This is a genomic window from Pseudomonas sp. NY15437, assembly GCF_048068435.1.
GTDB classification, from domain to species: domain Bacteria; phylum Pseudomonadota; class Gammaproteobacteria; order Pseudomonadales; family Pseudomonadaceae; genus Pseudomonas; species Pseudomonas nitroreducens_B.
Genome location: NZ_JBLUQC010000003.1, coordinates 523,055 through 546,792 on the forward strand (window position 1 = coordinate 523,055; position 23,738 = coordinate 546,792).

Below are 23,738 nucleotides of genomic sequence, written 5' to 3' on the forward strand. Positions count from 1 at the left end.
CGCGATCGCGTGCGTGGCACGCTCCTACAGGTGGGCGGTTCGTGTAGGAGCGGGCCGTGCCCGCGATCCGGCGGCAGGGCCGGCGTCAGGATGCCCGGGCTGCTTCCCGGCGTTCTGCGCGGCGTTTGAGTTTCCTGGCGTGGCGCTCCAGCCAGAGGTAGACCGCGCAGGCCAGCAGCAGCGGAATGAGGAAATACAGCACGCGGTAGCCAATCAGCGCGGCCAGCAGTTCGCCACGGGAGAAGTGATCGCGCAGCACCGTGATGAAGACCGTCTCGATCACCCCCAGCCCCGCCGGGACATGCAGCACCACGCCGGCGATGCTGCTGATCAGCAGCGTCGCCAGTACGGCCGGGTAGCTCGCCGAGTCCGGCAGCAGGGTATAGATCAGCAGGGCCATCATCGACCAGTTGCTGGCGCCGGCGATGCCCTGCAGGGCGGCCAGGCGCCAGGTGGGCAGGTTCAGCCGGTAGCGCTTCCAGCCCCAGGCGCGGCGGCGGGCGAAACGGCAGGCGAGCAGGTAGCCGGCGCCCAGCAGCAACAGCAGCACGCCGATCGCGCGCAGGCCGCTCTGGCCAAGGGACCAGTTGTCGGGCAGGTTCGGGTAGCCACAGACGAACAGCACGCCGGCCAGCAGCAGGTAGCCGTACCAGTTGGTGATCATGCTGAAGGTGAGGATGCGCGTGATGTCGCCGGCGCTCATGCCCAGCCGGCCATACAGACGGAAGCGCAGGGCGATGGCGCCGACCCAGGAGCTGAGGTTGAGGTTGAAGGCGTTGCACACGAAGGCGACGGTGAACACCCGCCGCACCGGCAGCGGGTGGCCGATGTAGTAGCGGCTGAGCACGTCGAAGCTGCTGAAGATGCCGTAGCTGGCCAGGGCGATCAGCATGCCCAGGGCGAGGGTGCTGAACCGGTATTCGCGCAGCAGGCGGAACACCTCGTCCCAGTCGGTGGCGCGCAACAGCAGGAACAGCAGCACCGGCAGGGCGACCAGCAGGGCGATGTTGAAGATGCGGTTGGCGCGCTTCCAGAAGCGCTTGGAGTTCTTCATGGCTGCACCTGCGACTGGCCGGGTTCCTCGTCGATGCGGGCGGGGTGGAGCATCTGGCGGTGCGCCGGCAACTGGCCGGCGATGGCCGGGAAGTGGCGCAGGAAGTGGAAGCTCAGGAACACCAGCGGGGCGCGCCACCAGTAGCCGCGGCGGGCGTACTGGCGGGTGACGCGGCGGCAGCTGTCGGCGGCCAGGCGCTCCAGGTGATCGTCCAGGGCGCTGGCGAAGGCTTCGTCCTCGATCATCAGGTTGCCTTCCAGGTTCAGCGACAGGCTCAGCGGGTCGAGGTTGCTCGAACCCACCGTGGCCCAGTGGCGGTCCATCACCGCGACCTTGCCGTGCAGCGGGCGGTCGCGGTACTCGTAGATTTCCACGCCGTCGCGCAGCAGGGTGTCGTAGAGCAGCTTGCTGCACAGCCGCACCAGCGGCATGTCCGGCAGCCCCTGGAGGATCAGGCGCACCGTCACCCCACGCTTGGCCGCATCGCGCAGGGCGCGCAGCAGGCGATAGCCGGGGAAGAAGTAGGCGTTGGCGATCAGCAGGCGCTCCCGGGCGCGGGCGATGGCGCGCAGGTAGTGCTGCTCGATCTCGGTGCGGCGGTGCAGGTTGTCGCGGATCGCCAGGCAAGTGCGGCACGGCCCGGCGGGCCCACCGGGGTGCACGGCGTCGGCGGCGGGCATGTCGCTGCTCTCAAGGTGAGGAGCGGGGCGCAGCACCTCCAGGCAGGCGCGGCGGATGTCCTGCACGCCGGGGCCTTCGATCCGCACGGCGTAGTCCTGCTTGGCCATGGGCCCGAAGTCGGCCAGGTGGTCGGCGCAGAAGTTGATGCCGCCGACGAAGGCCACCGCGCCATCCACCACCACGTGCTTGCGGTGCAGGCGGCGGAACAGGTTGGTGCGCATGCCCAGGCGCCGCGGCTGCGGGTCGAACAGGTGCAGGCGCACGCCGGCATCGAGCAGGCCGCCGAGGAAGCTGGCGTCCAGGTCCGGCGTGCCGTAGCCATCGGCGATCACGTCGACCCGCACGCCGCGGCGGGCGGCGTCGATCAGCACCTGGCGCAGGCCGCGGCCGACCTTGTCGTCGCGCAGGATGAAGGTTTCCAGCAGGACTTCGCGGCGCGCGTCCTCGATGGCCTGGTAGACGCTCGGGTAGAAGCCCTCGCCATTGATCAGCAGCTCGACCCGGTTGCCATCGCGCCAGACCTCGTTCATAGCGATACCTCGGCAAGCAGGGGCAGGTGGTCGGAGAGGTGCGGCCAGGGTTTGCGGTTGAGCACTTCGCTCAGGGTCACCTTGAGGTGGCGCACGTAGATGCGGTCCAGGCGCAGCAGCGGCCAGCGCGCCGGAAAGCTGCGCGGCTCGCCGCCCTGTTCGGCAAATGCCGGGCGCAGGCCGCAGCCGGCGAGGGTGCCGCTGGCCCGGCAGCGCCAGTCGTTGAAGTCGCCGGCGACCACCACCGGGTCGTCGGCCGGCAGCTCGCCGATCAGCCCGCAGAGCAGTTGCAGCTGCCGTTGCCGCTGCGATTCGTGCAGGCCCAGGTGCACGCACACGGCGTGCAGGGCGCGCTCGCCGGGCAGGTCGATGTGCGCGTGGAGCAGGCCGCGCTCCTCGGTGCCGGCCTCGGAGACGTCGCGATTGTCCCAGCGGCGGATCGGCAGGCGCGAGAGCAGGGCGTTGCCGTGGTGGCCTTCGGGGTAGACGGCGTTGCGCCCGTAGGCGAAGGCCGGCCACATGCTGTCGGCGAGGAATTCGTAGTGCGGCGTGGCTGGCCAGTCCGGGTGGCGTTCGGCATGCAGTTGATGCTCGCCGTGGACCTCCTGGAGGAACACCAGGTCCGCCGAGGTGGCGCGTACCGCGTCGCGCAATTCATGCAGGATGAAGCGCCGGTTGAAGGCGGTGAAGCCCTTGTGGGTGTTCACCGTGAGCACCCGCAACAGGGTGCCGGCCTGCGCCTGGGCGAGGCTCTGCGGAGCGCGCTCGGCCAGGCTCATGACCAGTCCCCCGCCGGTGCGCCGGGTGCTTGCCGGTCCACCAGCTCCAGGCCCAGCAGCGCCATGAGCTTGCTGGCGTCGTAGGGCGCGCGCACCTTGATGTCGTTGTCGAAGTAGCAGTACACCTCGCGCTGCCGCCGATCGCCCCGGGTCGAGGGGTCGAACAGTTCGGCGTCGGCCGGTTGCAGCCCGCGCCGCCAGCGGCCGATGCGAGCGTTCCAGCGTTCCAGGGCGGGGTCGCCGTAGCCGCTGGCATACAGCTGCTTGTCGCCGTGCAGGCGCAGGTAGACGAAGTCCGGGGCGGTCAGGTCTTCGCCGTAGGGCCACTTGCGCGGCGCATCGGCGAACACCAGGGCGACGCCATGGCGGCGCAGTTGGCGGGCGAACTCCGGGCAGGCGAAGCTGGCGTGGCGCACCTCCATGGCATGGCGCAGCGCTCGTTTCTTCAGGGAGGTGGGCCACTGGTCCGGACGCCGGGTGGCCGATGCCTTGGCCAGCTTGAGCGCCGCGTCGCTGCTGGCCGGCAGCAGCGCGAGGAAGGCTTCGACCACGTCTTCGTCGTATGGCAGGCTCGGCGGCAGTTGCCAGAGCATCGGCCCGAGCTTGTCGCCCAGTTCCAGCGGGCCGGAGGCGAAGAAGTTGGCCAGGCCTTCCTCGGCGTCGCGCAGGCGCTTGATGTGGGTGATGTAGCGCGGCCCCTTGACGCTGAAGACGAAGCCGTCGGGCGTGTCCTGAGCCCACTGGCGGTAGCGCTCGGGCTTCTGCAGCGCGTAGAACGAACCGTTCAGTTCGATGCTGTTGAAGGCGCGCGAGGCGTAGCGCAGCTCGTCCTTCTGGCGCAGCCCCTTGGGGTAGAAGTCGCCGCGCCAGGGCGTGTAGCGCCAGCCGGAAATCCCGATGTGCAGGGCCTTCATCGGCTCAGTTCTCCCGGTCGGAGGCTGTGGCGAGGGGCGGCTGGCTGCATCGGCATCTCCTTGGGCGATGGAATATCCCGGGCGCCGCCGTACCGGCCGGACGCCCGTCTGTGAAAGTTCCGACCCGACGGAGCGGGCCGGCGTTCAGAGGGATTGCCCCAGTGGTCATTCCTCGCTGCGGCGCAGGGTGAACAGCGCCAGCGAGCGCCCGGCCAGCGGGTAGGCGGCGCCGAATTCCCAGTTGTGCTCGGGGTCCTGCGGCGAGGCGGTGTCCAGCAGGAACTGCCAGTCGCGGCCCTGGGCGGTTTCCGGGAGGATGAAGTCGAGGCCTTCGTGCCCGGCGTTCACCAGCAGGAGCAGGGTGGCGTCGCCGCCGCTGCGGCGGATGCCGGTGGGCTGGGCGCGGCCGTCCATGAGCATGCCCAGGCTGCGCCGCTGCGGGTCGTGCCAGCGGTCCTCGGTCATTTCCTCGCCTTCGGGGGCGAGCCAGGTGACGTCGCGTACACCCAGTTCCTCGTTGTACTCGCCGACCAGGAAGCGCCCGCGCCGCAGAATCGGGTAGGCCTGGCGCAGGCGGATCAGCCGGCGGGTGAAGGCCAGCAGCTCGCGGCCCTCGTCGTCGAGGTTCCAGTCCACCCAGCCCAGTTCGTTGTCCTGGCAGTAGACGTTGTTGTTGCCCTGCTGGGTGCGGCTGAATTCGTCACCGGCCAGCAGCATCGGCGTGCCCTGGGAGAGCAACAGGGTGGCCATCAGGTTGCGCATCTGCTGCAGGCGCAGGCGGCGGATGTCGGCATCCTCGGTGGGCCCTTCGACGCCATGGTTCCACGAGCGGTTGTCATCGCTGCCGTCGCGGTTGTCTTCGCCGTTGGCCTCGTTGTGCTTGTGATCGTAGGTCACCACGTCGCGCAGGGTGAAGCCGTCGTGCGCGGTGATGAAGTTGACCGAGGCATAGGGTCGCCGGCCGCGCTGGTTGTACAGGTCGCCCGAGGCGGTCAGGCGACGCGCCAGGTCCGGCAGCTGGCCTTCGTCGCCGCGCCAGAAGCTGCGCACGGTGTCGCGGAAGCGGTCGTTCCACTCCACCCAGCCGGGCGGGAAGCCGCCCACCTGGTAGCCGCCGGGGCCGCAGTCCCAGGGTTCGGCGATGAGCTTGCGGTGGCTCAGCACCGGGTCCTGGCGGCAGGCGACGAGGAAGCTGTGGCGCTCGTCGAAGCCGTCGGCGTAGCGGCCGAGGATCGACGCCAGGTCGAAGCGGAAGCCGTCCACCCGCATCTCCGTGGCCCAGTAGCGCAGCGAGTCGGTGACCATCTGCAGCACGCAGGGGTGGCTCAGGTCCAGGGTGTTACCGGTGCCCGAATCGTTGACGTAGTAGCGTCGGTTGTCCGCCTGCAGGCGGTAGTAGGAGACGTTGTCGATGCCCCGCATGGACAGCGTCGGGCCGAGCTCGTTGCCCTCGGCGGTGTGGTTGTAGACCACGTCGAGGATCAGCTCGATGCCGGCCGCGTGCAGGTGCGCGACCATCTCCTTGAACTCGTTGATATGGCCGCTGGCGAGGTAGCGGGCCTGGGGCGCGAAGAAGGCGATGGTGTTGTAGCCCCAGTAGTTGGCCATGCCCTTTTCCAGCAGGTGCTTGTCGTCGAGGAAACCGTGCACCGGCAGCAGCTCCAGGCTGGTGATGCCCAGCTGCCGCAAGTGTTGCAGCAGCTCGGCGTTCATCAGCCCCGCGCAGGTGCCGCGCAGGCGCTCCGGCACCGCGGGGTGCTGCATGGTCAGGCCGCGCAGGTGGGCTTCGTAGATCACCGTCTCGTTCCACGGCACGCGCACCGGCTGCTGTTCGCCCCAGGTGAAGGCCGGGTCGATGACCTTGCACTTGGGCACGAACGCCGCGCTGTCGCGCTCATCGAAACTCAGGTCGGCGTCGGGCGAACCGATGGTGTAGCCGAACAGCGATTCCGACCATTTCAGCTCCCCGACCAGCTGCCGGGCGTAGGGGTCGATCAGCAGCTTGTTGGGGTTGAAGCGGTGCCCGGCGTCGGGCTCGTAGGGGCCGTACACGCGGTAGCCGTAGATCTGCCCCGGATGGGCGTCGGGCAGGTAGCCGTGCCAGATTTCGTCGCTGTATTCGGGCAACTCGATGCGTTCGATCTCGCGCTTGCCCTGGGCGTCGAACAGGCACAGTTCGACCTTGGTGGCGTGGGCGGAGAACAGCGCGAAGTTGACGCCCAGGCCGTCCCAGGTGGCGCCCAGGGGGAAGGGGCGTCCTTCGGTGACGCGGGACTGTGCTCGTCGGGTCATTTACCGGCTCCTGGGGTCAGACGGGCTGCTGTTTCTTCGTGCGTGGGCTGCGGGGCCCCGGCTCGCCGGGCGTCGCGGCCTCGGCCGCGCTGGCCTTGGGTTTGCGTTTGGCGGTGGGGGTGACGGTCGGTGCGCTCTTCACCGGCTTGGCCTTGGCCGGCGAGCGGCGCGCGGCGGGCTCGGGCGTGGGCGCCACGGTTTCACCCTGGTCGTCCCCCGGTACTTCCGGGTGCGCCTTGGGCAGGCGCCCCTTGCGCCGCGGCGGTTCCTGCAGCAGGGCCGGCTTCTCCGGCTCCTGCTCGCTTTCGAAGCGCTGCTTCACCGATTCTTCGGGCTCGGCGTGGTTGACCGTTTCGGCTTCGGCCAGGCTGTGGGCCATGCGCCAGTGGCGCTCCTGCTGACCGTCCGGGCGTCCTTCGGACTCCCAGATCTGGTAGGCCAGCTCGCGGACTCTTGCCTCGTTGACCTTCATTGTTCACCTCCGGATATGAGCAGGTTGACGGGGACCGCGCCGAGCAGGTCGGCCAGGCGGGGTTCCCCGTTGTGCGGTTCGAGCGGGCCGGCCAATCCGTTCCAGCGGATGGCGGCCAGCGACGAGGGCAGGTGCAGGCGCGTGTCCGCCCAGCGTTCGGGCGCGACCTGCGGCAGTGGCGAATCGCCGAGAAGGGCGGCGGCGCAACGGGGCACCACCACCAGCAGATGCTGGCCGGCGTGGCGGCGGACGAAGGCGACCACCTGCGCGGCGTGCTCGCCGCGTACCTCCAGCGGCAGGTAGTCGCCCGCCGTGAACAGCGTCGGCCAGCGTTTGCGCAGGCCCAGCGCGGCGGCCAGCACGGCCTGCTTGATGTGGCCGCTGCGCCAGTCGCGCAGCAGCGCCGGCCAGTCGGGCGGGCCGTCCAGCGCGGCCTCGCGGGCGGCGAAGTCGGGGATGCGGCGGTTGTCCGGGTCCACCAGGCTGAAGTCCCACAGCTCGCAGCCCTGGTAGAGATCCGGCACACCGGGCGTGGTGTTGCGCAGCACGCACTGGGCCAGGCCGTTGAGCGCGCCGGCGGGCATCAGGCTCCGGGCCGCCGTGGCGATGGCCTGGCGCAGCGGCGCGCCGGCGTCCTCCAGCAGCACGCTGGCGAGGAACTGCGCGCAGACCTGCTCGTAGGCTTCATTGGGCGCGCTCCAGTCGCTGTCCAGCTTGGCCTCGCGGATCGCCTTGCGCTGCCATTGCTCGATGCGCTGGTGGTACGCGCGCAGGCCTTCGCGGTCATCGGCGGCCAGTTCCAGCGGCCAGCTGCCGAGCAGGCACTGGTAGAGAATCAGCTCGTCGCCGCCGCTGGGTGCGGGGCCGCGCTCGATGTGCTGGCGCAGTGGCGCGGCGAGCTTCCACCAGCTCCACACCTGGTCGGCGAACCATGCGGCGCGCTCGCTGAGCACCGCCAGGCGCGCGCGGCAGTCTTCGCCGCGCTTGTGGTCGTGGGTGGCGGTGGCGAGCATCGCCCGGGGGAAATCGCGCAGGCGCTGCAGGCAGGCCTGGTGGAAGGTTTCGACGTCGCCGCCGAGGATCTCCGGGTCGAAGCCGACATCGTTGCGCCCCAGCGCGGGGGCCGCGCGGTAGCAGGCGGTGTCTTCCAGGGACTTGGCGGCAATCGGCGGGGTGAGCTGCTGGAAGCGCTGCAGCGCCAGCTTGCGCAACTGCCGCATCGGCCCCGGCGGCTCGCGGCGCAGGGCTTCTCCGCCCAGCATGCGGTCGAGCCAGTCGAGGGTGCGCAGGTCGCTCGGCTCCAGGTGTTGCCGGGCTTCTTCCAGCGCCTGGCTGAAGAAGCGTTGGTCCTGCTCGGAGCGCCCCAGCGCATCGGCGTAGGTGCGGTAGACCGGGAAGGCGGCGAGCAGCTGGAACAGCGCCCGGCGGATCGAGCCCAGCGGGATGTCGCGGCTGGCCAGGGTGAAGCGGGCGATGTGCCACAGCTGCTGCGCCAGGCCCTCGACGTCGCCGGCGAACAGCGACGCCAGCACATGCTTGCGGGCCTGGCGGACTTCCTCGGCGAAGCCGTCCTGGCGGCCGCTGACCTCCAGCCAGAGGTGGCGCAGCTGCGGTTCGCCGCGGGCATCGTGCTGCAGCAGCGACACCTGGTTCATGAAGTCGTAGCCGGTGGTGCCCTCGACCTTCCAGTCCGCCGGCAGCGTCTCGCCGGGGCCGAGGATCTTCTCCACGTAGACCGGCGCACCGCCGGTGGCCCGCCATAGTCGCCGGCAGTAGCCGCGCGGGTCGGCGAGGCCGTCGACATGGTCGATGCGCAGGCCGTCGATCAAGCCCTCGTCCATCAGCTGCAGCAGGTAGGCGTGGCTGGCGTGGAAGACGTCCGGGTGTTCGGCGCGCAGGCCCACCAGTTCGTTGATGTCGAAGAAGCGCCGCCAGTTGATGTCGTCCGCCGCCACCCGCCAGTTGGCCAGGCGGTAGTGCTGCTGTTCGATCAGCCGGTGCAGGCTGTGCCAGTCCGCGCGGTAGGAGGCGAGCAGGGTGGCGAGCCGGCCGCTGTCGGCGAGCGGTGCGGCTGCCTCCTGGCACAGTGCCTGCGCCTGCTGACGGCCCTGCGGATGGTGGTGCAGCTCGACGAAGCGCGGCGCCAGGGCCAGCAGCTCGGGGCTGTCGGTGTGGCAGAGGATCATCCCGTAGCTGGACGGGCAGACCGGGAAACGCTGCTCGCCGTAGCGCAGCACGAAGCGCGCGCTTTGGCTGTCGTAATCCAGCTGGATGCGCCCGGCGGTGACTTCGTCGATGTAGTCCTCGCCCAGGCAGGGCAGCAGCACCTGCTGGTCGAGCAGCGGGTCGTCGCTGTGCCAGCGGATGTCGAAGAAGTGCGCGTAGGGGCTGTCCAGGCCCCATTCGAGCACGTCCTGCCACCAGGGGTTGGCGTCGCCGATGCGCATGTGGTTGGCCACGGTGTCGACGATCAGGCCCATGCCGTTGCGCCGCAGCCCCGCCACCAGCCGGCGCAGCGCCGGCTCGCCGCCCAGCTCGTCGCTGATGCGGGTCGGGTCGACGGCGTCGTAGCCGTGGGGTGAGCCGGGCTGGGCGGCCAGCAGGGGCGAGGCGTAGAGGTGGCTGACCCCCAGGCGGGCGAAGTAGTCCAGCCAGGGCAGGGCATCGTCCAGGGTGAAGTCGCGATGGAACTGCAGGCGCAGGGTGGCGCGGATCTCAGTCATGCGCGCGGGCTCCGTCGTTGGCGTGCTGGCGAGCTAGGCGCAGGCGTTCCAGGCGTGCGCGCACCCGCGGGTCGTCGAGCATCTCGCCGGCGTTGCGCTCGAAGCGCCGACGCCAGTTCGGGTGGGTATCGCCGGGACCCGGCAGGTTGGGTTGTTCGATGCAGGCCAAGGCGTCCTCCAGTGGCAGCAACACCAGCGGCGCGGGAGTCGCGCCGAGGAATTCGATGGCGCCATCGAGCACCGGGTCGGCGCTGATGCCGCTGTCGCCCAGCGCCCGGCGCAGGGCTTGGCTTTCGTGCTGGCGGGCGCTGCGTTCGTCGGCCGCGACCTCGCGGGTGCGCTGGCCGAGCTGCTCGCGCCAGTCGATGTCGCGGCCCTGCTGCCAGCCTTCCAGCGTCGGCAGGTCGTGGGTGGTGCTGGTGGCCAGGGCGCCGTCGGGCCAGCGCGCGGGGGCGATGAAGTGCCCATGCTCCTGCTCGAACAGCAGCACGCGCATGCCCAGGATGCCGCGCTCTGCCAGCGCCTCGCGCAGCCCCGGCGGTACCGTGCCGAGGTCCTCGCCGATGATCACCGCCTGGGCGCGCTCGGCCTCCAGGCAGATCAGCCGCAGCAGGTCGTCGAACGGGTAGTCGAGGTAGGCGCCCTCCTGCGGTTCGGCGCCGCTGGGGATCACCCAGAGGCGGCGCAGCCCGAGGACATGGTCGATGCGCAGGCCGCCGACGTAGCGCAGGTTGGCCCGCAGCATCTCGATGAAGGCGCGGAAGCCGTTGCGCCGCAGGCCGTCCGGGGAGAAGGCGCAGATGCCCCAGTTCTGCCCGGCGCGGTTGAGGATGTCCGGTGGGCAGCCGACGCTGACGCCGGTGAGCAGTTCGTCCTGGCGCATCCATGCCTGGCTGCCGGACGGTTCGGCGCCCACCGCCAGATCGGCGATCAGGCCGATGCCCATGCCGGCCGCCTTCGCCTGCTGCTGCACCTGTTGCAGGCCGCGGGCGACCAGCCACTGGCCGAACGCCTGCTGGCTGATGGCCTGTTCCTCGTCGATCATGAAGTGGCCCAGTTCCGCGCTGCCGGCGTTGCGGTATGCCTCGGGCCAGAAGCGCCAGTCCAGGCCGTCGCCGGCTTCGGCGCGGCGCAACTGCAGGACCTGGAAGCAGCAGTGCTGCAACAGCTCGGCGCCGCCCAGATGGCGGAAGGCGAGGAAGTCCTCGTGCAGCGCGCCGCTGTCGTGCTGGAACTGCTGGTAGAGCTGCTGCAGCAGGCGGTCACGCAACTGGGCGACGCGCAGCCAGTCCACCAACGGCAGCGCCTGTACGCGCGCCCATTCCTCCGCAAGACCGGCCGCGGCCAGCGCCTGGCGCACCGGTTCGTCGCCCAGCACCAGGCCGGGGGCGGCGTAGAGTTCGTTGAACAGCAGCCGGCTGGAGGGCGAATACGGGCTGTAGATGTCCCTCGAGGCGGGGAACATGGCGTGCACTGGGCTGATCGCGACGGCGTCCGCGCCCTGCGCCGCGGCGGCGTGGACCAGGTCGGCGAGGGCGGCGAGATCACCGGCGCCGCCATCCTGCTCGCGGCGCAGCGCATACAGCTGCGCGGCCAGGCCCCAGACGTGCCGGCGGCCGCCGCAATACTGCTGCACCGACGGGCAGCGCGGCGGCGCCACGGCGAGGATGATCTCCCGGTCGCCCAGGTGCAGCGGGTAATAGCCGCTCTGCTGGATGGCCGGAATCTGCCCGTGCTGGTCGACGTGGCCCTCGCTGTGGCTGCTGTCGTCCTCGTTGAACAGTCGGTAGCGGGTGCCCGGGCCGACCGGCACGGCAATCGGCTGGCCACGGTCGGCGGTGATCAGCGGCGGCGGTTCGGCGCGGCGCCGCTCCAGCGCGTCCAGGCTCTGGCGGATCTGCTCCGGGGTCTGCGCGGGGAAGCCCAGCGCTTCCAGGACGTTGCGCTGCACCTCGGCGCTCAGGCGCTGCGGGCGGTTGTCGGCATCGATCCAGTCGATGGCCAGGCCCGCTTCGCTGGCCAGGCGTTCCAGCTGCGCGTCATTCATCAGGGCGCCTCCAGGCTCAGGACCAGGGCGCCGCCGCTCAGCCAGCCGTGGCGGTAGTGCGCCGCGTTCTGGCCGCAGCAGAACAGCACCTGGGCGCTTTCCCCCGGGGGTTCGACGCCCAGGTCGTGCGTGCCGAGGTTGAGGTCGATGCGCCACAGGCTGCCGTCGCCCAGGCGCCATTTCGCGCTCAGGGCGCGCTCGCCCAGGGGCTGTGCGTCCAGCGCGCGGCTGCCGGGCAGGCGCGGCGTCAGCCAGCGGTGGCGCAGCTCCAGCAGTTCGCGGCAGTGGGTGCGCCAGCTATCGTCACCCTGGTCCGGGCGCGGGCGGGACGCGACGAAGGTCTGGTAGTCGTTGGGATCGGGAATCCACGCGGCGGCGCCCGGCTCGGAAAACTTGCTGAAGCGCTTGAACTCCTCGCGCCGGCCTTCGGTCACGGCCCGCGCCAGCTCGCCCTGGTAATCGGTGAAGAACAGGAAGGGCTGGCGCTCGCCCCATTCCTCGCCCATGAACAGCATCGGCACCATGGGGCTGAGCAGCACCAGGGCGTTGGCCGCCCGCAGGTGGCCATCCTGGGCCAGCGTGGTGAGGCGCTCGCCCAGGGCGCGGTTGCCGACCTGGTCGTGATTCTGCAGGAAGGCCACGAAGGCCTGCGGGCTCAACTGGCCGCTGGGCTCGCCGCGGGCGACGCCGCGGTAGTCGGTCTGGCCCTGGAACACGAACCCTTCGCGCAGGCAGCGGCACAGCTGTTCGAGGGGCTGGTGTGCGTAGTCGACGTAGTACGCCTCGTCCTCGCCGGTGAGCAGCACGTGCAGGCAGTGGTGCAGGTCGTCGTTCCACTGTGCATCGAAAACGGGTGCACCGGAGCCCTGCTCAGGCTGCAGCAGGCTGGCCTCGTTGTGCTCGTTCTCCAGGATCAGGTGCAGCGCGCGGCCATCGGCGGCCTGGCGGGCGCGGACGGCGAGCTGGTGGAGGAAGTCCTTGTCGGCGATGGCGTGCACGGCGTCGATGCGCAGGCCGTCGACGCGGTACTCGCGCACCCACATCTCGGCGTTGCCGATGAAGAACTCGCGCACCGCCGGCTGGCGGAAGTCGATGGCCGGGCCCCAGGGCGTGGGCTGGTCGGCGCGGAAGAAGGCGCTGGCGTAGCGCCCCAGGTAGTTGCCCTGGGGGCCGAAGTGGTTGTAGACCACGTCGACGAACACCATCAGGCCCAGGCCGTGGGCGCTGTCGATCAGCCGCCGCAGGGTGTCCGGGTCGCCGTAGGCGCAGGCCGGCGCATAGGGCAGCACGCCGTCGTAGCCCCAGTTGCGCCGCCCGGGGAAGGCGTTGAGCGGCATCAGCTCGATGGCGGTGATGCCCAGGGCGGCCAGCTCTTCCAGGCGGCCCTGCAAGGCGGAGAAGCCGTCGAACAGGCCGACGTGCACCTCATAGATCACCGCTTCGTGCCAGGGCCGGCCGCGCCACTGCGGGTGCTGCCAGCGATAGGCGTCGGGGTCGACTACCCGGCTTTCGCCTTCGACGCCGCCGGCCTGGTCGCGCGAGGCCGGGTCCGCCACCAGCAGGTCGTGGTCGATGCGGTAGCGGTAGGTCTGCCCGACGATGGCCGGCACCTCGGCGCTGAACCAGCCATCGTCGGTGCGCTGCAGGGCGTGGCGGGCGCCACCGCCCAGTTCCACCTCGACCCGCTGGGCATCCGGCGCCCACAGCGAGAACCGCACTCTGCCCGCGGGCAGGATCGTCGCTCCATGCGCCAGGGTCATCGCACGGCCTGCGCCGGTACCCGCTGCAGCAGGCGCTGGTAGAGGGCGGTGTAGGGGCGCACGGCGTCTTCCCATGGCAACGGCGACTCCATGGCCTTGCAGCGCATGGCATTGAGCAGTTCGGGGTAGCGGTAGATGTTCAGCGCGCGGCGCACGGCGTCGAAGTAGCTGGCCGGGGTTTCGTCGCGGAACAGCAGGCCGGTCACGCCGTCGATGATGGTGTCGGCCAGCCCGCCGGTGTGCCGGGCGATGGGCAGCGAGCCGAAACGCTGGGCGTACATCTGGCTCAGGCCGCACGGCTCGTAGCGCGACGGCATGAGCAGGAAGTCGCTGCCGGCGTAGATGCGCCGCGCGGTGGTCTCGTCGAAACCGATGTGCACGCCGACGCGGCCCGGATAACGCTCGGCCAGTTCGCGCATGGCCTGCTCCAGCTCCGGCTCGCCGCAGCCGATGGACACCAGGCGGCCGCCGGCGGCGACCATTTCGTCGGCGATGGCCAGGGTCAGGTCGATGCCTTTCTGATGCACCAGGCGGGACACCACGGCGAACAGCGGGCCGCGTCCCGGCAGCAGGCCGAAGGTCTTCTCGACGTACTCGGCGTTGCGGCGCTTGCCGGCCAGGCGGGTGGCGTCGAACCCTTCGACCAGGTGCGGGTCGGTCAGCGGGTCCCAGCCGGCGTCGATGCCGTGGGTGATGCCGCTGAGCTGGCCGCGGTCGCGACGCTGGGCGAGCACGCCGTGCATGCCGCAACCGTGCTCGGGGGCGGTGATTTCGCGGGCGTAGGTTTCGCTCACGGTGGTGATGTGGCTGGCGTGGCTGATGCCGGCCTTGAGGAACGACAGCTTGCCGTAGAACTCCATGCTGCCCGGCAGGCCGGCCGCTTCGGGCAGGCCCAGTTCGGCGCAGCAGCCCAGCGGGCAGGCGCCCTGGTAGCCGAGGTTGTGGATGGTCAGCACGCTGGGGGTGATCTGCCCGCGCCAGGCCATGTAGGCCGGGGCCAGTGCGGTGGGCCAGTCGTTGACGTGCAGCAGGTCCGGGCACCAGCCCAGCTCGGTCATGCCGGCGGCGATGTCGGCGGCGGCCAGGCTCAGTCGGGCGAAACGGATGTGGTTGTCGGCCCATTCGTGGCCGTGCTGATCCACATAGGGCGTGCCGGGACGGTCGTAGAGTTCCGGGCAGATCACCGCGTAGACCACCAGCCCGTCGGCCAGCTTCAGCTCGCCGATGTCGCAGGCGGGCAATGCCGCCAGGCCGGGCAGGCGGCCGACCACCTTGCAGGCCACCGCGCCCTTGAGCACCTGCGGATAGCCGGGGATCAACACGCGGATGTCATGGTCGGCGAGCAGCGCGCGGGGCAGGGCGGCGGACACGTCGCCCAGGCCGCCGGCCTTGACGAAGTCGCTGAATTCGGAAGTGGCGAAGAGGATTCGCTTGCGTCGCTGGGGCGGCGCGCCGTCGGCCGGGGAAATCGGGGTGAGGTTGACTGTGGCTTCTTCCAGGCGCAGATCGGCCAGCTGGTTGCGCATCGTTGGTTCCTCGCTCGTCTGGGGCTGGCAACTCCTGCCAGGCCCGTGGTTCTCCATGGTGTCGTGCTGTCCTTCGGGGGACTGGCCCGCCGCGGACGAAGTTTCGAATTTCTGCCGGGGAAGGCGCCGTCGAGGCCTCGGTGGCGTCCCCCGGTCCTTCCATCACGCAGGCCGACATCCAGGCGGCAGGCCGGTTGGCGCGGCGAGCAGCTCTGGGGAGGAGGTCAGGCAGGGATGGACGGTGCGACCGGGAAACCGCTCCGGTCGTCACCTGATACTGTAAGCAGGGTCCGTACCAGTCTTGGATGCGGCCGTAACGCATTGATAAGAAAGGAAATTGCTGCCGGCTCGTGGCGAAGTGCAACCAGCAGAATGCACGATGTGCCGTTTCGCCGGTTGCAATACGCCTTGCCGCTACGCTTCGCGCCGGGGGTTTTGCTTGCCCTTGTAATCGAGGTCCTGGGCGCGCTCGACCGGCAAGGCCCGGCCCAGGTGCTCCTCGGCCATCTGCCAGTGGCGGGCGGCCTGGCCGCTCGGTTTGCCTTCGGCGACCCACAGGTCGTAGGCCTTCTGGCGGATCTGCGCTTCGCGGTCCTGCTCGGTTCGGGTCGGGCTCATCGTGGTCTTCAGCAGTTCGTCATCTGTGTAGAACCGATGACTGTCGCGAAAGTCAGGTGTTCATACAGCCTGACCGAGGGACGCTCCATGAATGATGCCGACCGCCCACGCCTGGTCGTGGCCTGCTCGCTGGACGCGGCTGCGCAACCCGCCGACCGCCAGACCCACCTGGCGCTGGCCGCCTGGCTGGCGGAGATCCAGGGGCTGGATTTCCGCCCGGAACCCCCCGCACACCGCCAGAGCGGCCAATCGTTCTACTGGGTGCCCGATGCCACGGTGATCGGCCGCGACCAGGCCGCCGAGTTCGGCATCCATGGTCCGCTGGATCTGTTCGGCGGCTTCGTCGAGCGCGACTACCAGGCCGGCAAGGCCATCGTCCACCCGCTGATCGAGCGCCCGACATTGACCCCGCGCGGCTGGAACGATGCCTTCGCCACGCGGGTGAAGCCGCTGGTGCTCGATGGCCACAGCGTGTTCTGCCACAACGATGCGGTGCGCTGCGCCAGCGCCCGCCTGCAGCGCGGCCCGCAACGCCTGAAACCGGCCGCCAGCCGCGGCGGGCAAGGCCAGCAGGTGGTGGCCGACACCGACCAGTTGGCCGAGGCGCTGGCGCGCTACGAGGAGGCCGATTACCAGCAGGGCATGGTGATCGAGGACGACCTCGACGACGCACAGACCCATAGCGTCGGCCAGGTGATGATCAACGGCGTGCTGCTGAGCTACCACGGCGTGCAGCAGCACAACCGCAACGGTCGCGGCGAGCTGGTCTACGGCGGCAGCGACCTCCTGGTGGTGCGGGGCGACTTCGACTGCCTGCTGGCGCTCGACCTGGTGGAGTCGGTGAAGCTGGCCATCCAGCAGGCGGTGCAGTTCGACCGCGCCACGCACCAGTTGCTGCCGGCGTTCTTCGCCTCGCGGCGCAACTACGACGTCGCCCAGGGCGTGGATGCCAGCGGCCGGCGCTGTTCCGGCGTGCTCGAACAGTCCTGGCGCATCGGCGGCGCCAGCGGCGCGGAACTGGCGGCGCTGGAGGCCTTCGTCGGCGACCCGGCGCTGTGCGTGGTGCGCGCCTCGACCTTCGAGATCTTCGAGGACAAGCCGCTGCCGGCGAACACCCGGGTGCTGTATCGCGGCCCCGACGCCCACGGCGATTTCCTCATGAAGTATGCAATGGTGGAGCCTTATGTCTTCCAGTGATCAACGCTTTCCCGGTGAGTTCGCCAGTGACGAGCGCATCGACATCGATGTCGGCAGCCTGCGCCTGCAGGGCAACTTCCTCAGCCCGCGCACCCATGTGCCCGGCGTGCTCTTCGTACACGGCTGGGGCGGCAGCCAGGAGCGCGATCTCAAGCGCGCGCGGGGCATTGCCGGGCTGGGCTGCGTGTGCCTGACCTTCGACCTGGCCGGCCACGGCGCCGGTGAAGCACTGCAGGGCTCGATCACCCGCGAGGACAACCTGCGCGACCTGCTGGCCGCCTACGACCGGCTGGTGGCGCACCCGCGCATCGACCCGAACGCGGTGGCGGTGGTCGGCACCAGCTATGGCGGCTACCTCGCCGCGATCCTCACCGAACTGCGCGACGTGCGCTGGCTGGCCCTGCGCGTGCCGGCGATGTACCGCGACGAGGACTGGAGCGTGCCCAAGCGCGACCTGCCACGGGACGACCTGATGGCCTACCGCGCCAGCCACATCCCCGCGGCCAGCAACCGCGCGCTGAAGGCCTGCGCGGCCTTCACCGGCGACGTGCTGCTGGTGGAGTCCGAGCACGACACCTACATCCCCCACGCGACCATCATGAGTTACCGAGCGGCCTTCCAGCACACCCACTCGCTGACCCACCGGATCATCGACGACGCCGACCACGCGCTGTCCAGCGAGCGCGCCCAGGAGGCCTACACCGATATCCTGGTGCGCTGGATCACCGAGATGGTGGTGGGCGAACGCTCGAATCGATTGGTGGTGGGATAGGCGCCGAGCCGCTCGGCGCCATGGATTCCTGCGTGTTGAATATCGCGGACAAAGCCCGCTCCTACGCACCATGCCCGCCTTTTTGTAGGAGCGGATTCATCCGCGATCCGCCGGCAGGCGGCCGGTTTCGGCGCTCCCTTCACTAGCGGATTCCGCGCGACGGATATCGCGGACAAAGTCCGCTCCTACGCACCATGCCGGGCTTTTTTGTAGGAACGGACTCCTCCGCGATCCGCCGGCAGGCGGCCAGCTTCAGCGCTCCCTTTGGCAGCGGATTGCTGCGCGATGGAAATCGCGGACAAGGTCCGCTCCTACGCACCATGCCGGGCTTTTTTGTAGGAGCGGATTCATCCGCGTTCCGCCGGCAGGCGCCCATCTTCAGCGCTCCCTTCGGCAGCGGATCGCTGCGCGACGGAAATCGCGGACAAGGTCCGCTCCTACGCGTGCTTCCTCCCGCTACTTCGACGGATGCGCCTTCACCAGTTCCTTCGCCATTTCCAGGTGCTGCTGCAGCACCGGCAGGGTCTTCTGCGCGAAGGCCTTGATCTCGGTGTCGGCAGAATTGTTGGCCGCATCGCTGAACAGCTTCACCGCGTCCTCGTGGGCGCCGACCTGGTTGTTGGCGTAGGCCGCGTCGAAGGATTCGTCACGCACGTCCAGCACTTTGGCCTTGGCCTGGTTCACCACGCTGGGCGAATCGGACAGCTCGAGCTTCTGCTTCTGGGCGATGGCCTTGAGCTCGGTGTTGGCCTTGGTGTGGTCGTCGATGATGTGCTGGGCGAAGGTCTTCACGTCCGCGGACTGGCTCTTCTTCAGCGCCAGCTTGGCGGCGTCGATCTCTGCCAGGCCGGCGGCGGACGCCTCGCTGGCGAAGTTCTGCGCCTGGGCGTGGGGATCGGCCGCCAGCAGCGGAGTGGTGAACAGCAGGGTGGCGCAGAGTGAGGCGCCGCGCAGGATGGCAGGTCCTTTCATGGGATTCTCCCGGTCGGGTGGACGGATCCTCGCAGGCGCGCAGCCTGTCGAGGCACAGTCGGTTGACGAGCGCAGCGCCACCGGGTTCAGAGTTTTACGCCAGCGGCAATCGCTTGCGCCGCCGGGCGGCATCCGCGGTAGGATGGCCGCGCCTATGCTTTGCGCCAATGAGCCAAGGGAGCGCAGACTTCATGCCCGATACCATCGACAGCACCGCCAAACTCGTCGAGGACGCGCGCTATCGCCTGCTGGTCGAAGCGGTCACCGACTACGCCATCTACATGCTCGACCCGCAGGGGCGCGTCAGCAGTTGGAGCTCCGGCGCGCAGCGCCTGAAGGGGTATGCCGCGGACGAGATTCTCGGCGAGCACTTCTCCCGTTTCTACACCCCCGCCGACCGCGAGGCCGGGTTGCCCGAGCTGGCCCTGGGCGAGGCGGCGCGCGTCGGCCGCTACGAGAGCGAAGGCTGGCGCCTGCACCGCGACGGCACCTCGTTCTGGGCCCACGTCGTCATCGATGCCATCCGCAACGCCGACGGCGAGTTGCTCGGCTTTGCCAAGATCACCCGCGACCGCACCGAACAACATGAGACCGAGGCCGCACTGCGACGCAGCGAGCAGCAGTTCCGCCTGCTGGTCAACGGGGTCACCGACTACGCCCTGTACATGCTCGACCCCGAGGGCCACGTCACCAGCTGGAACCCCGGCGCCGAACGGATCAAGGGCTATCACCCGGAAGAAATCATCGGCCGCCGCTTCGATTGCTTCTACTGCGAGGAGGACCGCGAGGGCGGCATTCCCGAAGCCAGCCTGAGCACCGCGCTGGCCGAAGGGCGCTACGAGGAGGAGCGCCTGCAGATGCGCAAGGATGGCTCGCGCTTCTGGGCCAACATCGTCATCGACCCGGTGCTGGACGACACCGGCAAGCTGCTGGGTTTTGCCAAGATCACCCGCGACATCACCGACAAGCGCCGTGCCCAGGAGGAACTGGAGCGCGCCCGCGACGAGCTGATCCAATCGCAGAAGATGGAATCCCTGGGCCAGCTCACCGGCGGCGTCGCCCACGATTTCAACAACCTGCTGACGGTGATCCTCGGCGGCCTGCAACTGCTCGAGCGGCAACTGCCGCGCGACAACGAGAAGATCCAGACCGTCTGGCGCAACGCGCTGGAAGCCACCCGCCGTGGCGCCCAGCTGACCCAGCGGATGCTGGCGTTCGCCCGCAAGCAGCGGCTGTTCCCGCAGCCCATCCACCTGCCGGCGCTGCTGCAGGACATGAGCGAGCTGCTGGTCAGTTCGCTCGGGCCGACCATCAGTCTGGAGACGCGCTTCCCATTGCAACTGGACTGCGTGATGAGCGACCAGAACCAGCTGGAGCTGGCGATCATCAACCTGGCCACCAATGCCCGCGATGCCATGCCCGGCGGTGGCAGCATCACCTTCTCGGCGCGTAACGCCCAGGTCGGGCCGCGCCAGAGCGGCAAGCTGGCGCCGGGGGATTATGTCTGCCTGGCGGTGACCGATTCCGGGCAGGGCATGGACATCGATACCCTGCGCCGCGCGGCCGAGCCCTTCTTCACCACGAAGCCGACCGGCAAGGGCACGGGGCTGGGGCTGTCCATCGTTCACGGGTTGGCCCAGCAGCAGGGTGGTGCGCTGATGTTGCGCAGCACGCCAGGGCTGGGCACCACCGCGGAAATCTGGTTGCCGGCGGTGAAGGTCAGGGCGGAGCCCGAGGCACCCGGCGAGGCACCGTCCGCGCAGGCGCCCGGCGAGCCGTCCGAGCCGCTTGGCATGCGTGTCCTGGTGGTGGACGACGATGCGCTGGTGCTGGCCGGCACCAGCGCGTTGCTGGCCGACCTCGGTTGCCAGGTCGCGCGCAGCGACTCGGCGCGGGCGGCGTTGCAGTTGCTGGAGCAGTCGCAGTTCGACCTGATGATCACCGACTTCGCCATGCCGGACATGGACGGCATGCTGCTGATCCAGCAGGTGCGCGAGGCGCATCCGGGGCTGACCTGCGTGCTCACCACCGGCTATGCCGGTCGACTCGACACGCTGGCCGATTCGGTGCTGCGCCTGCCCAAGCCGTTCGACCGCGAGCAGTTGCTGGCGCTGCTGTTGCAGGTGAAGCGCGCCGGGTAGAAAAACCGAACCTCCGCGCCGCGGGCACGGCCCAATGGGAACCACTGCCCAGCCGGAGGATTCGCCATGCATGCCGCCCCTTACGCCCAGCAACCCCAGCCCCAGGAAGCCCCGCCGGATCGCGAGAGCCAGGTTCCCGAGGACTTCCCCGAAGAAGTGCCCATGCAGCAGCCCCCGGAGGAACCCGTGCCGCGCCCCGAGCAGTGATACCGCGCTGTAGGAGCGGGCCATGCCCGCGATCCGCCGGCAGGGCCGGCGCCTTGTTCGTGCTCGAATGGCGATCCTGTTTGGCTGCGTCGACTTGGGTGTTCCGCGCCGCTTCGGCGGGGGCGGATGTATTGTGGTTTCGCCCCCTCGGGCGACCTTCTTTGGCAGTCGCCCCAAAGAAGGCAAAGGTCTTGCCCCGGACATCCGGTTTTTGGCTCAGGCGAAAAATACCCTCGCTCCATCGCAGTTCCAGGGGCACGCCGCGACGGGCCATCCCTGGCCCATCGCGGCTCTCGCGGCATCCATGCCGCTCAACCCCTGGAACTCCGACTCCACTCGGCCTCCTGAACGGGGCGGTCGGAGTGTTCGGATGTTTTCCTGGAAGTCTTCAAAGCCAAAGCCAGGCCGTCACGCAGCCGCTCTTCGTAGGAGCGAGGGGGACGCCTAGTTCTTGCTCGCGAACCGCCCCACACGGAACAGCGGACTTTGTCCGCCATCGCGTGCGCGGCACGCTCCTACAGGTTTGCTCCGGCGTGACGGGTTCGTAGGAGCGGACCTTGTCCGCGAAATCCGGTGCGGTGGACTCCGCAGCTCGGCAAGGCAGCCAACCTGTCTCGCCACAGCCGGAGTCGAGCGCGCTCCTCCGAAGTACCGCGCGCGACACGACCTGTAGGAGCGGGCCATGCCCGCGATCCGTCGGCAGGGCCGGCGGTCAGTCCTGGAGTGATGCCTGTCGGTGTCTGCCGGCGGGAAGATTTCGCGGATAAATCCGCTCCTACGAGAGCCAGCGCCAGCCGGCAGGGCCGGTGCTGGGGCGGGTCGCGAGCATGGCTCGCTCCTACAGGGAGGCGTGGCGGGAACGGGAGGCGTGGCGCGGGAGTTCGCGGACAAGGGCTACGCCTACGGGGCGTGCGTGCGGGTGGTGTCCGCGATCGGCAGTGCCAGGCGCTGCTAGAACCCGCTCTCCCGCAATGCCACCGCCAGCAACCGCGTGAAGCCTTCGCCCAGCCAGCTGCGCCGTGCGCCTTCGATCTGCAGGTGGCCGCGGGTTTCATGCAGGCCCGGTGGGGCGCCGTCGAGTCGGACCAGCACATGGAACAGCGCCGGGTTGGGGACCAGGGCCTCGCCCTGCGGGTTGACGTTCAGCGGGCCGCCGTAGCGCGAGGCGAGCATCGGGTGCTCCAGCTGGCTGATGCGGGTGGTGCCGATCAGTACCACCTGGCCATCGATGGGGCGCGGCACGCCCTCGGGGTAGAAGCGCACCCGGCCGCCGTCGGTGAGGCGCTGCACTTCGTCCTGCTTGACGTACGCGTCCACCAGCCAGTGCCGTGGGTCCACCAGTACGCCGATGGGCTCGCGGGTGTTGATCCACTGGCCGGGCTTCCAGTCCGGGTTCACGTCCAGCCAGCGGCCGGCGAAGGGTGCCTGCAGGTTGAGACGCGCCATTTCCTTGCGGGCGGCGCGGGCCTGCTGGTACTCCACGCCCAGGCGCTGGCGGGTGACCGCGTCTTCGGAAAGGCCCGACGGGTCGGCCAGCATGCCGGCCAGGCGGCCCTGGTAACCGCGGATGCTCGCCTCGCTGCCGACCACCTTGGCGGCGATGTCCGGCTCTTCCATCACCGCCAGCGTCTCGCCCTGGTTGACTTCGCTGCCGGGCCGCAGGTCGCGCAGCAGCGCGGGGAAGGGCGCGTAGACGTGAAGTTGCTGCGCCGCGCGGGCCACGCCGATGGCGTGTACCTGGGTGCGCCAGGGGATGGCGAGCAGCAGGACGAGGGCGCCGAGCAGCGCGAGGAACACCCACTTGCGTCGCGGCTTCACGTGCGCGCGGCGCTGCCACCAGACCTTGAGTTCGCGCCACACGGGCTGAACGATGAACCAGCTGATTTCCACGGCGAACAGGAAGATCCCCAGGAGTTTGAAGAAGAAGTAATAGACCGCCACGGCGATGCCGAGGAACAGCAGCAGCCGGTACACCCAGGTGCCGAAGGCGAAGGCCACCAGCAGCCGGCGCTTGCCGGTGGGGAAGTGCTCCGGCCAGGGCTCGTCCAGGCCCAGCAGGGTGCGCCGCAGGGTGGTGCGGGCGAGGGCACCGGCGCGCTCGTGCAGGTTGGGGAAGTCCAGCAGGTCGGAGACGATGAAGTAGCCGTCGAAGCGCATGAAGGGGCTGGCGTTCAGCGCCAGCGATAGCGCCCAGCTGGTGGTGGCCAGGTACAGCAGGGCGTTGCGCAGCGGGCCGGGGTCGGCCAGCGCCCAGCCCAGGGTCGAGAGCCCGGCCAGGCCCAGTTCGGTGATGATCCCGGCGCTGGCGATCGCCAGGCGCTGGCGGTTGCTGCGCAGCTTCCAGCTCTCGCCGGTGTCGGTGTAGAGCATCGGCCACATGACCACGAAGGCGATGCCCATGTGCGCGACCTTCAAGCCCAGCCGCGTCGCTACCAGCGCATGCCCCAGCTCGTGCAGTGTCTTGGCCACCAGCAGCGCGGCGGCGAAGCTGAGCAGGCCCTCGAGGGAGAAGGACTCCACCACGTCATGGGTGAAGGTGTCCCACTGGTGTGCCACCAGGACGATGCCGGCGAGGCTGAGCAGCAGCACCAGCATCGCCACGTAGCGGTTGAACAGCCAGTCGAGGCTGCCGGCGATGGCGCGCAGGAAGCGCTGCGGGCGGACCAGCGGAATACGGAAGAACAGGTAGTGGTGCAGCCACCAGTTCCAGGTCGTCCATTGCCTGCCCTGGCTGCGCGCGGCCAGGCGCGCCAGGGCTTCCGGGCCGGGGCGCAGCAGCTGGTGGTTCTCCAGGAACTGGCGGAAGCCCAGGACCTGTTCGGCGTCGGGCTTGAGCGCGGTCTGTTCGGCGATCTGCTCGCTGATCTGCCGGGGCGTCTGCTCCCAGCGCAGCAGGCATTCGAACTCCAGCCAGCCGATGCGGTAGAAGCGGTTGAGCACGCTGTCCTGGATCACCCACACCGGCTCGCCGTCCGGGCCGGGCGCGGCTTCGTCCAGGCGCAGGTCGTCGCGCAGCGGCGGGGTGGGCAGGTCTTCGGCGGCGATGTCCATGG

Annotated in this window: 17 protein-coding genes; 4 read left to right on the forward strand and 13 right to left on the reverse strand. The window is 69.6% G+C overall.

All coding sequences use genetic code 11. From position 1 onward, the window contains the following. Positions 1-85 precede the first annotated feature (85 nt). The 11 genes from ACNFIA_RS09845 to ACNFIA_RS09895 form a co-directional block, all read right to left on the reverse strand. Positions 86-1,054 (reverse strand): lysylphosphatidylglycerol synthase domain-containing protein, encoded by a 969-nt coding sequence (locus ACNFIA_RS09845; protein ID WP_416784454.1) that lies wholly within the window; start codon positions 1,052-1,054, stop codon positions 86-88. Continuing rightward, complete coding sequence (gene clsB / locus ACNFIA_RS09850; protein ID WP_416784456.1) at positions 1,051-2,265, reverse strand: cardiolipin synthase ClsB; 1,215 nt, start codon at positions 2,263-2,265, stop codon at positions 1,051-1,053. Before clsB ends, ACNFIA_RS09845 begins: the two co-directional genes overlap by 4 nt. Beyond that, positions 2,262-3,044 carry an endonuclease/exonuclease/phosphatase family protein gene (locus tag ACNFIA_RS09855; protein ID WP_416784458.1) on the reverse strand — a complete coding sequence of 261 codons (783 nt, stop codon included), beginning with the start codon at positions 3,042-3,044 and terminating at the stop codon, positions 2,262-2,264. The genes clsB and ACNFIA_RS09855 overlap by 4 nt, the downstream gene beginning before the upstream one ends. Next, the gene (locus ACNFIA_RS09860; RefSeq protein ID WP_416784460.1) at positions 3,041-3,958 is read right to left on the reverse strand and encodes a DUF72 domain-containing protein; all 918 of its coding nucleotides are present in this window, start codon (positions 3,956-3,958) and stop codon (positions 3,041-3,043) included. Before ACNFIA_RS09860 ends, ACNFIA_RS09855 begins: the two co-directional genes overlap by 4 nt. Before the next feature lie 165 nt (positions 3,959-4,123). Continuing rightward, positions 4,124-6,250, reverse strand: coding sequence for a glycogen debranching protein GlgX (gene glgX / locus ACNFIA_RS09865; protein ID WP_259754706.1), 2,127 nt, complete (start codon positions 6,248-6,250; stop codon positions 4,124-4,126). Positions 6,251-6,266: 16 nt separating this feature from the next. Next, entirely contained in the window at positions 6,267-6,722 is a 456-nt protein-coding gene (locus ACNFIA_RS09870; protein WP_416784462.1) for a DUF2934 domain-containing protein, read from the reverse strand. Next, positions 6,719-9,445, reverse strand: coding sequence for a malto-oligosyltrehalose synthase (gene treY, locus ACNFIA_RS09875; protein WP_416784464.1), 2,727 nt, complete (start codon positions 9,443-9,445; stop codon positions 6,719-6,721). The genes ACNFIA_RS09870 and treY overlap by 4 nt, the downstream gene beginning before the upstream one ends. Next, positions 9,438-11,492 (reverse strand): 4-alpha-glucanotransferase, encoded by a 2,055-nt coding sequence (malQ, locus tag ACNFIA_RS09880; protein WP_416784466.1) that lies wholly within the window; start codon positions 11,490-11,492, stop codon positions 9,438-9,440. The genes treY and malQ overlap by 8 nt, the downstream gene beginning before the upstream one ends. Then, positions 11,492-13,252 (reverse strand): malto-oligosyltrehalose trehalohydrolase, encoded by a 1,761-nt coding sequence (treZ, locus tag ACNFIA_RS09885; protein ID WP_416784467.1) that lies wholly within the window; start codon positions 13,250-13,252, stop codon positions 11,492-11,494. Before treZ ends, malQ begins: the two co-directional genes overlap by 1 nt. Continuing rightward, on the reverse strand, positions 13,249-14,778 hold the full coding sequence (glgA, locus tag ACNFIA_RS09890; protein ID WP_259754711.1) for a glycogen synthase GlgA: 1,530 nt from the start codon (positions 14,776-14,778) through the stop codon (positions 13,249-13,251). Before glgA ends, treZ begins: the two co-directional genes overlap by 4 nt. 414 nt (positions 14,779-15,192) lie before the next feature. Continuing rightward, entirely contained in the window at positions 15,193-15,396 is a 204-nt protein-coding gene (locus ACNFIA_RS09895) for a DUF2934 domain-containing protein (RefSeq protein WP_416784470.1), read from the reverse strand. Positions 15,397-15,483: 87 nt separating this feature from the next. Here ACNFIA_RS09895 and ACNFIA_RS09900 point away from each other — a divergent pair, with 87 nt between their 5' ends. Both ACNFIA_RS09900 and ACNFIA_RS09905 read left to right on the forward strand, forming a co-directional pair. Next, complete coding sequence (locus ACNFIA_RS09900; RefSeq protein WP_416784472.1) at positions 15,484-16,593, forward strand: DUF3182 family protein; 1,110 nt, start codon at positions 15,484-15,486, stop codon at positions 16,591-16,593. Then, a complete protein-coding gene (locus ACNFIA_RS09905) occupies positions 16,580-17,365 on the forward strand; it encodes an alpha/beta hydrolase family protein (protein ID WP_259754714.1) in 786 nt (261 codons plus the stop codon). The genes ACNFIA_RS09900 and ACNFIA_RS09905 overlap by 14 nt, the downstream gene beginning before the upstream one ends. Positions 17,366-17,821: 456 nt before the next feature. On the opposite strand, the gene ACNFIA_RS09910 is transcribed toward ACNFIA_RS09905, so the two are convergent. Beyond that, the gene (locus tag ACNFIA_RS09910; protein WP_416784474.1) at positions 17,822-18,337 is read right to left on the reverse strand and encodes a DUF4142 domain-containing protein; all 516 of its coding nucleotides are present in this window, start codon (positions 18,335-18,337) and stop codon (positions 17,822-17,824) included. Positions 18,338-18,528: 191 nt separating this feature from the next. On the opposite strand from ACNFIA_RS09910, the gene ACNFIA_RS09915 reads away from it, so the two are divergent. Next, the gene (locus ACNFIA_RS09915; RefSeq protein ID WP_259754716.1) at positions 18,529-20,478 is read left to right on the forward strand and encodes a hybrid sensor histidine kinase/response regulator; all 1,950 of its coding nucleotides are present in this window, start codon (positions 18,529-18,531) and stop codon (positions 20,476-20,478) included. Between the two features lie 66 nt (positions 20,479-20,544). Then, positions 20,545-20,685, forward strand: coding sequence for a hypothetical protein (locus ACNFIA_RS09920; RefSeq protein ID WP_259754717.1), 141 nt, complete (start codon positions 20,545-20,547; stop codon positions 20,683-20,685). 951 nt (positions 20,686-21,636) lie between these two features. Here the strand turns inward: ACNFIA_RS09920 and ACNFIA_RS09925 are convergent. Next, a complete protein-coding gene (locus ACNFIA_RS09925; RefSeq protein WP_416784476.1) occupies positions 21,637-23,736 on the reverse strand; it encodes an HlyD family efflux transporter periplasmic adaptor subunit in 2,100 nt (699 codons plus the stop codon). Positions 23,737-23,738: the final 2 nt, after the last annotated feature.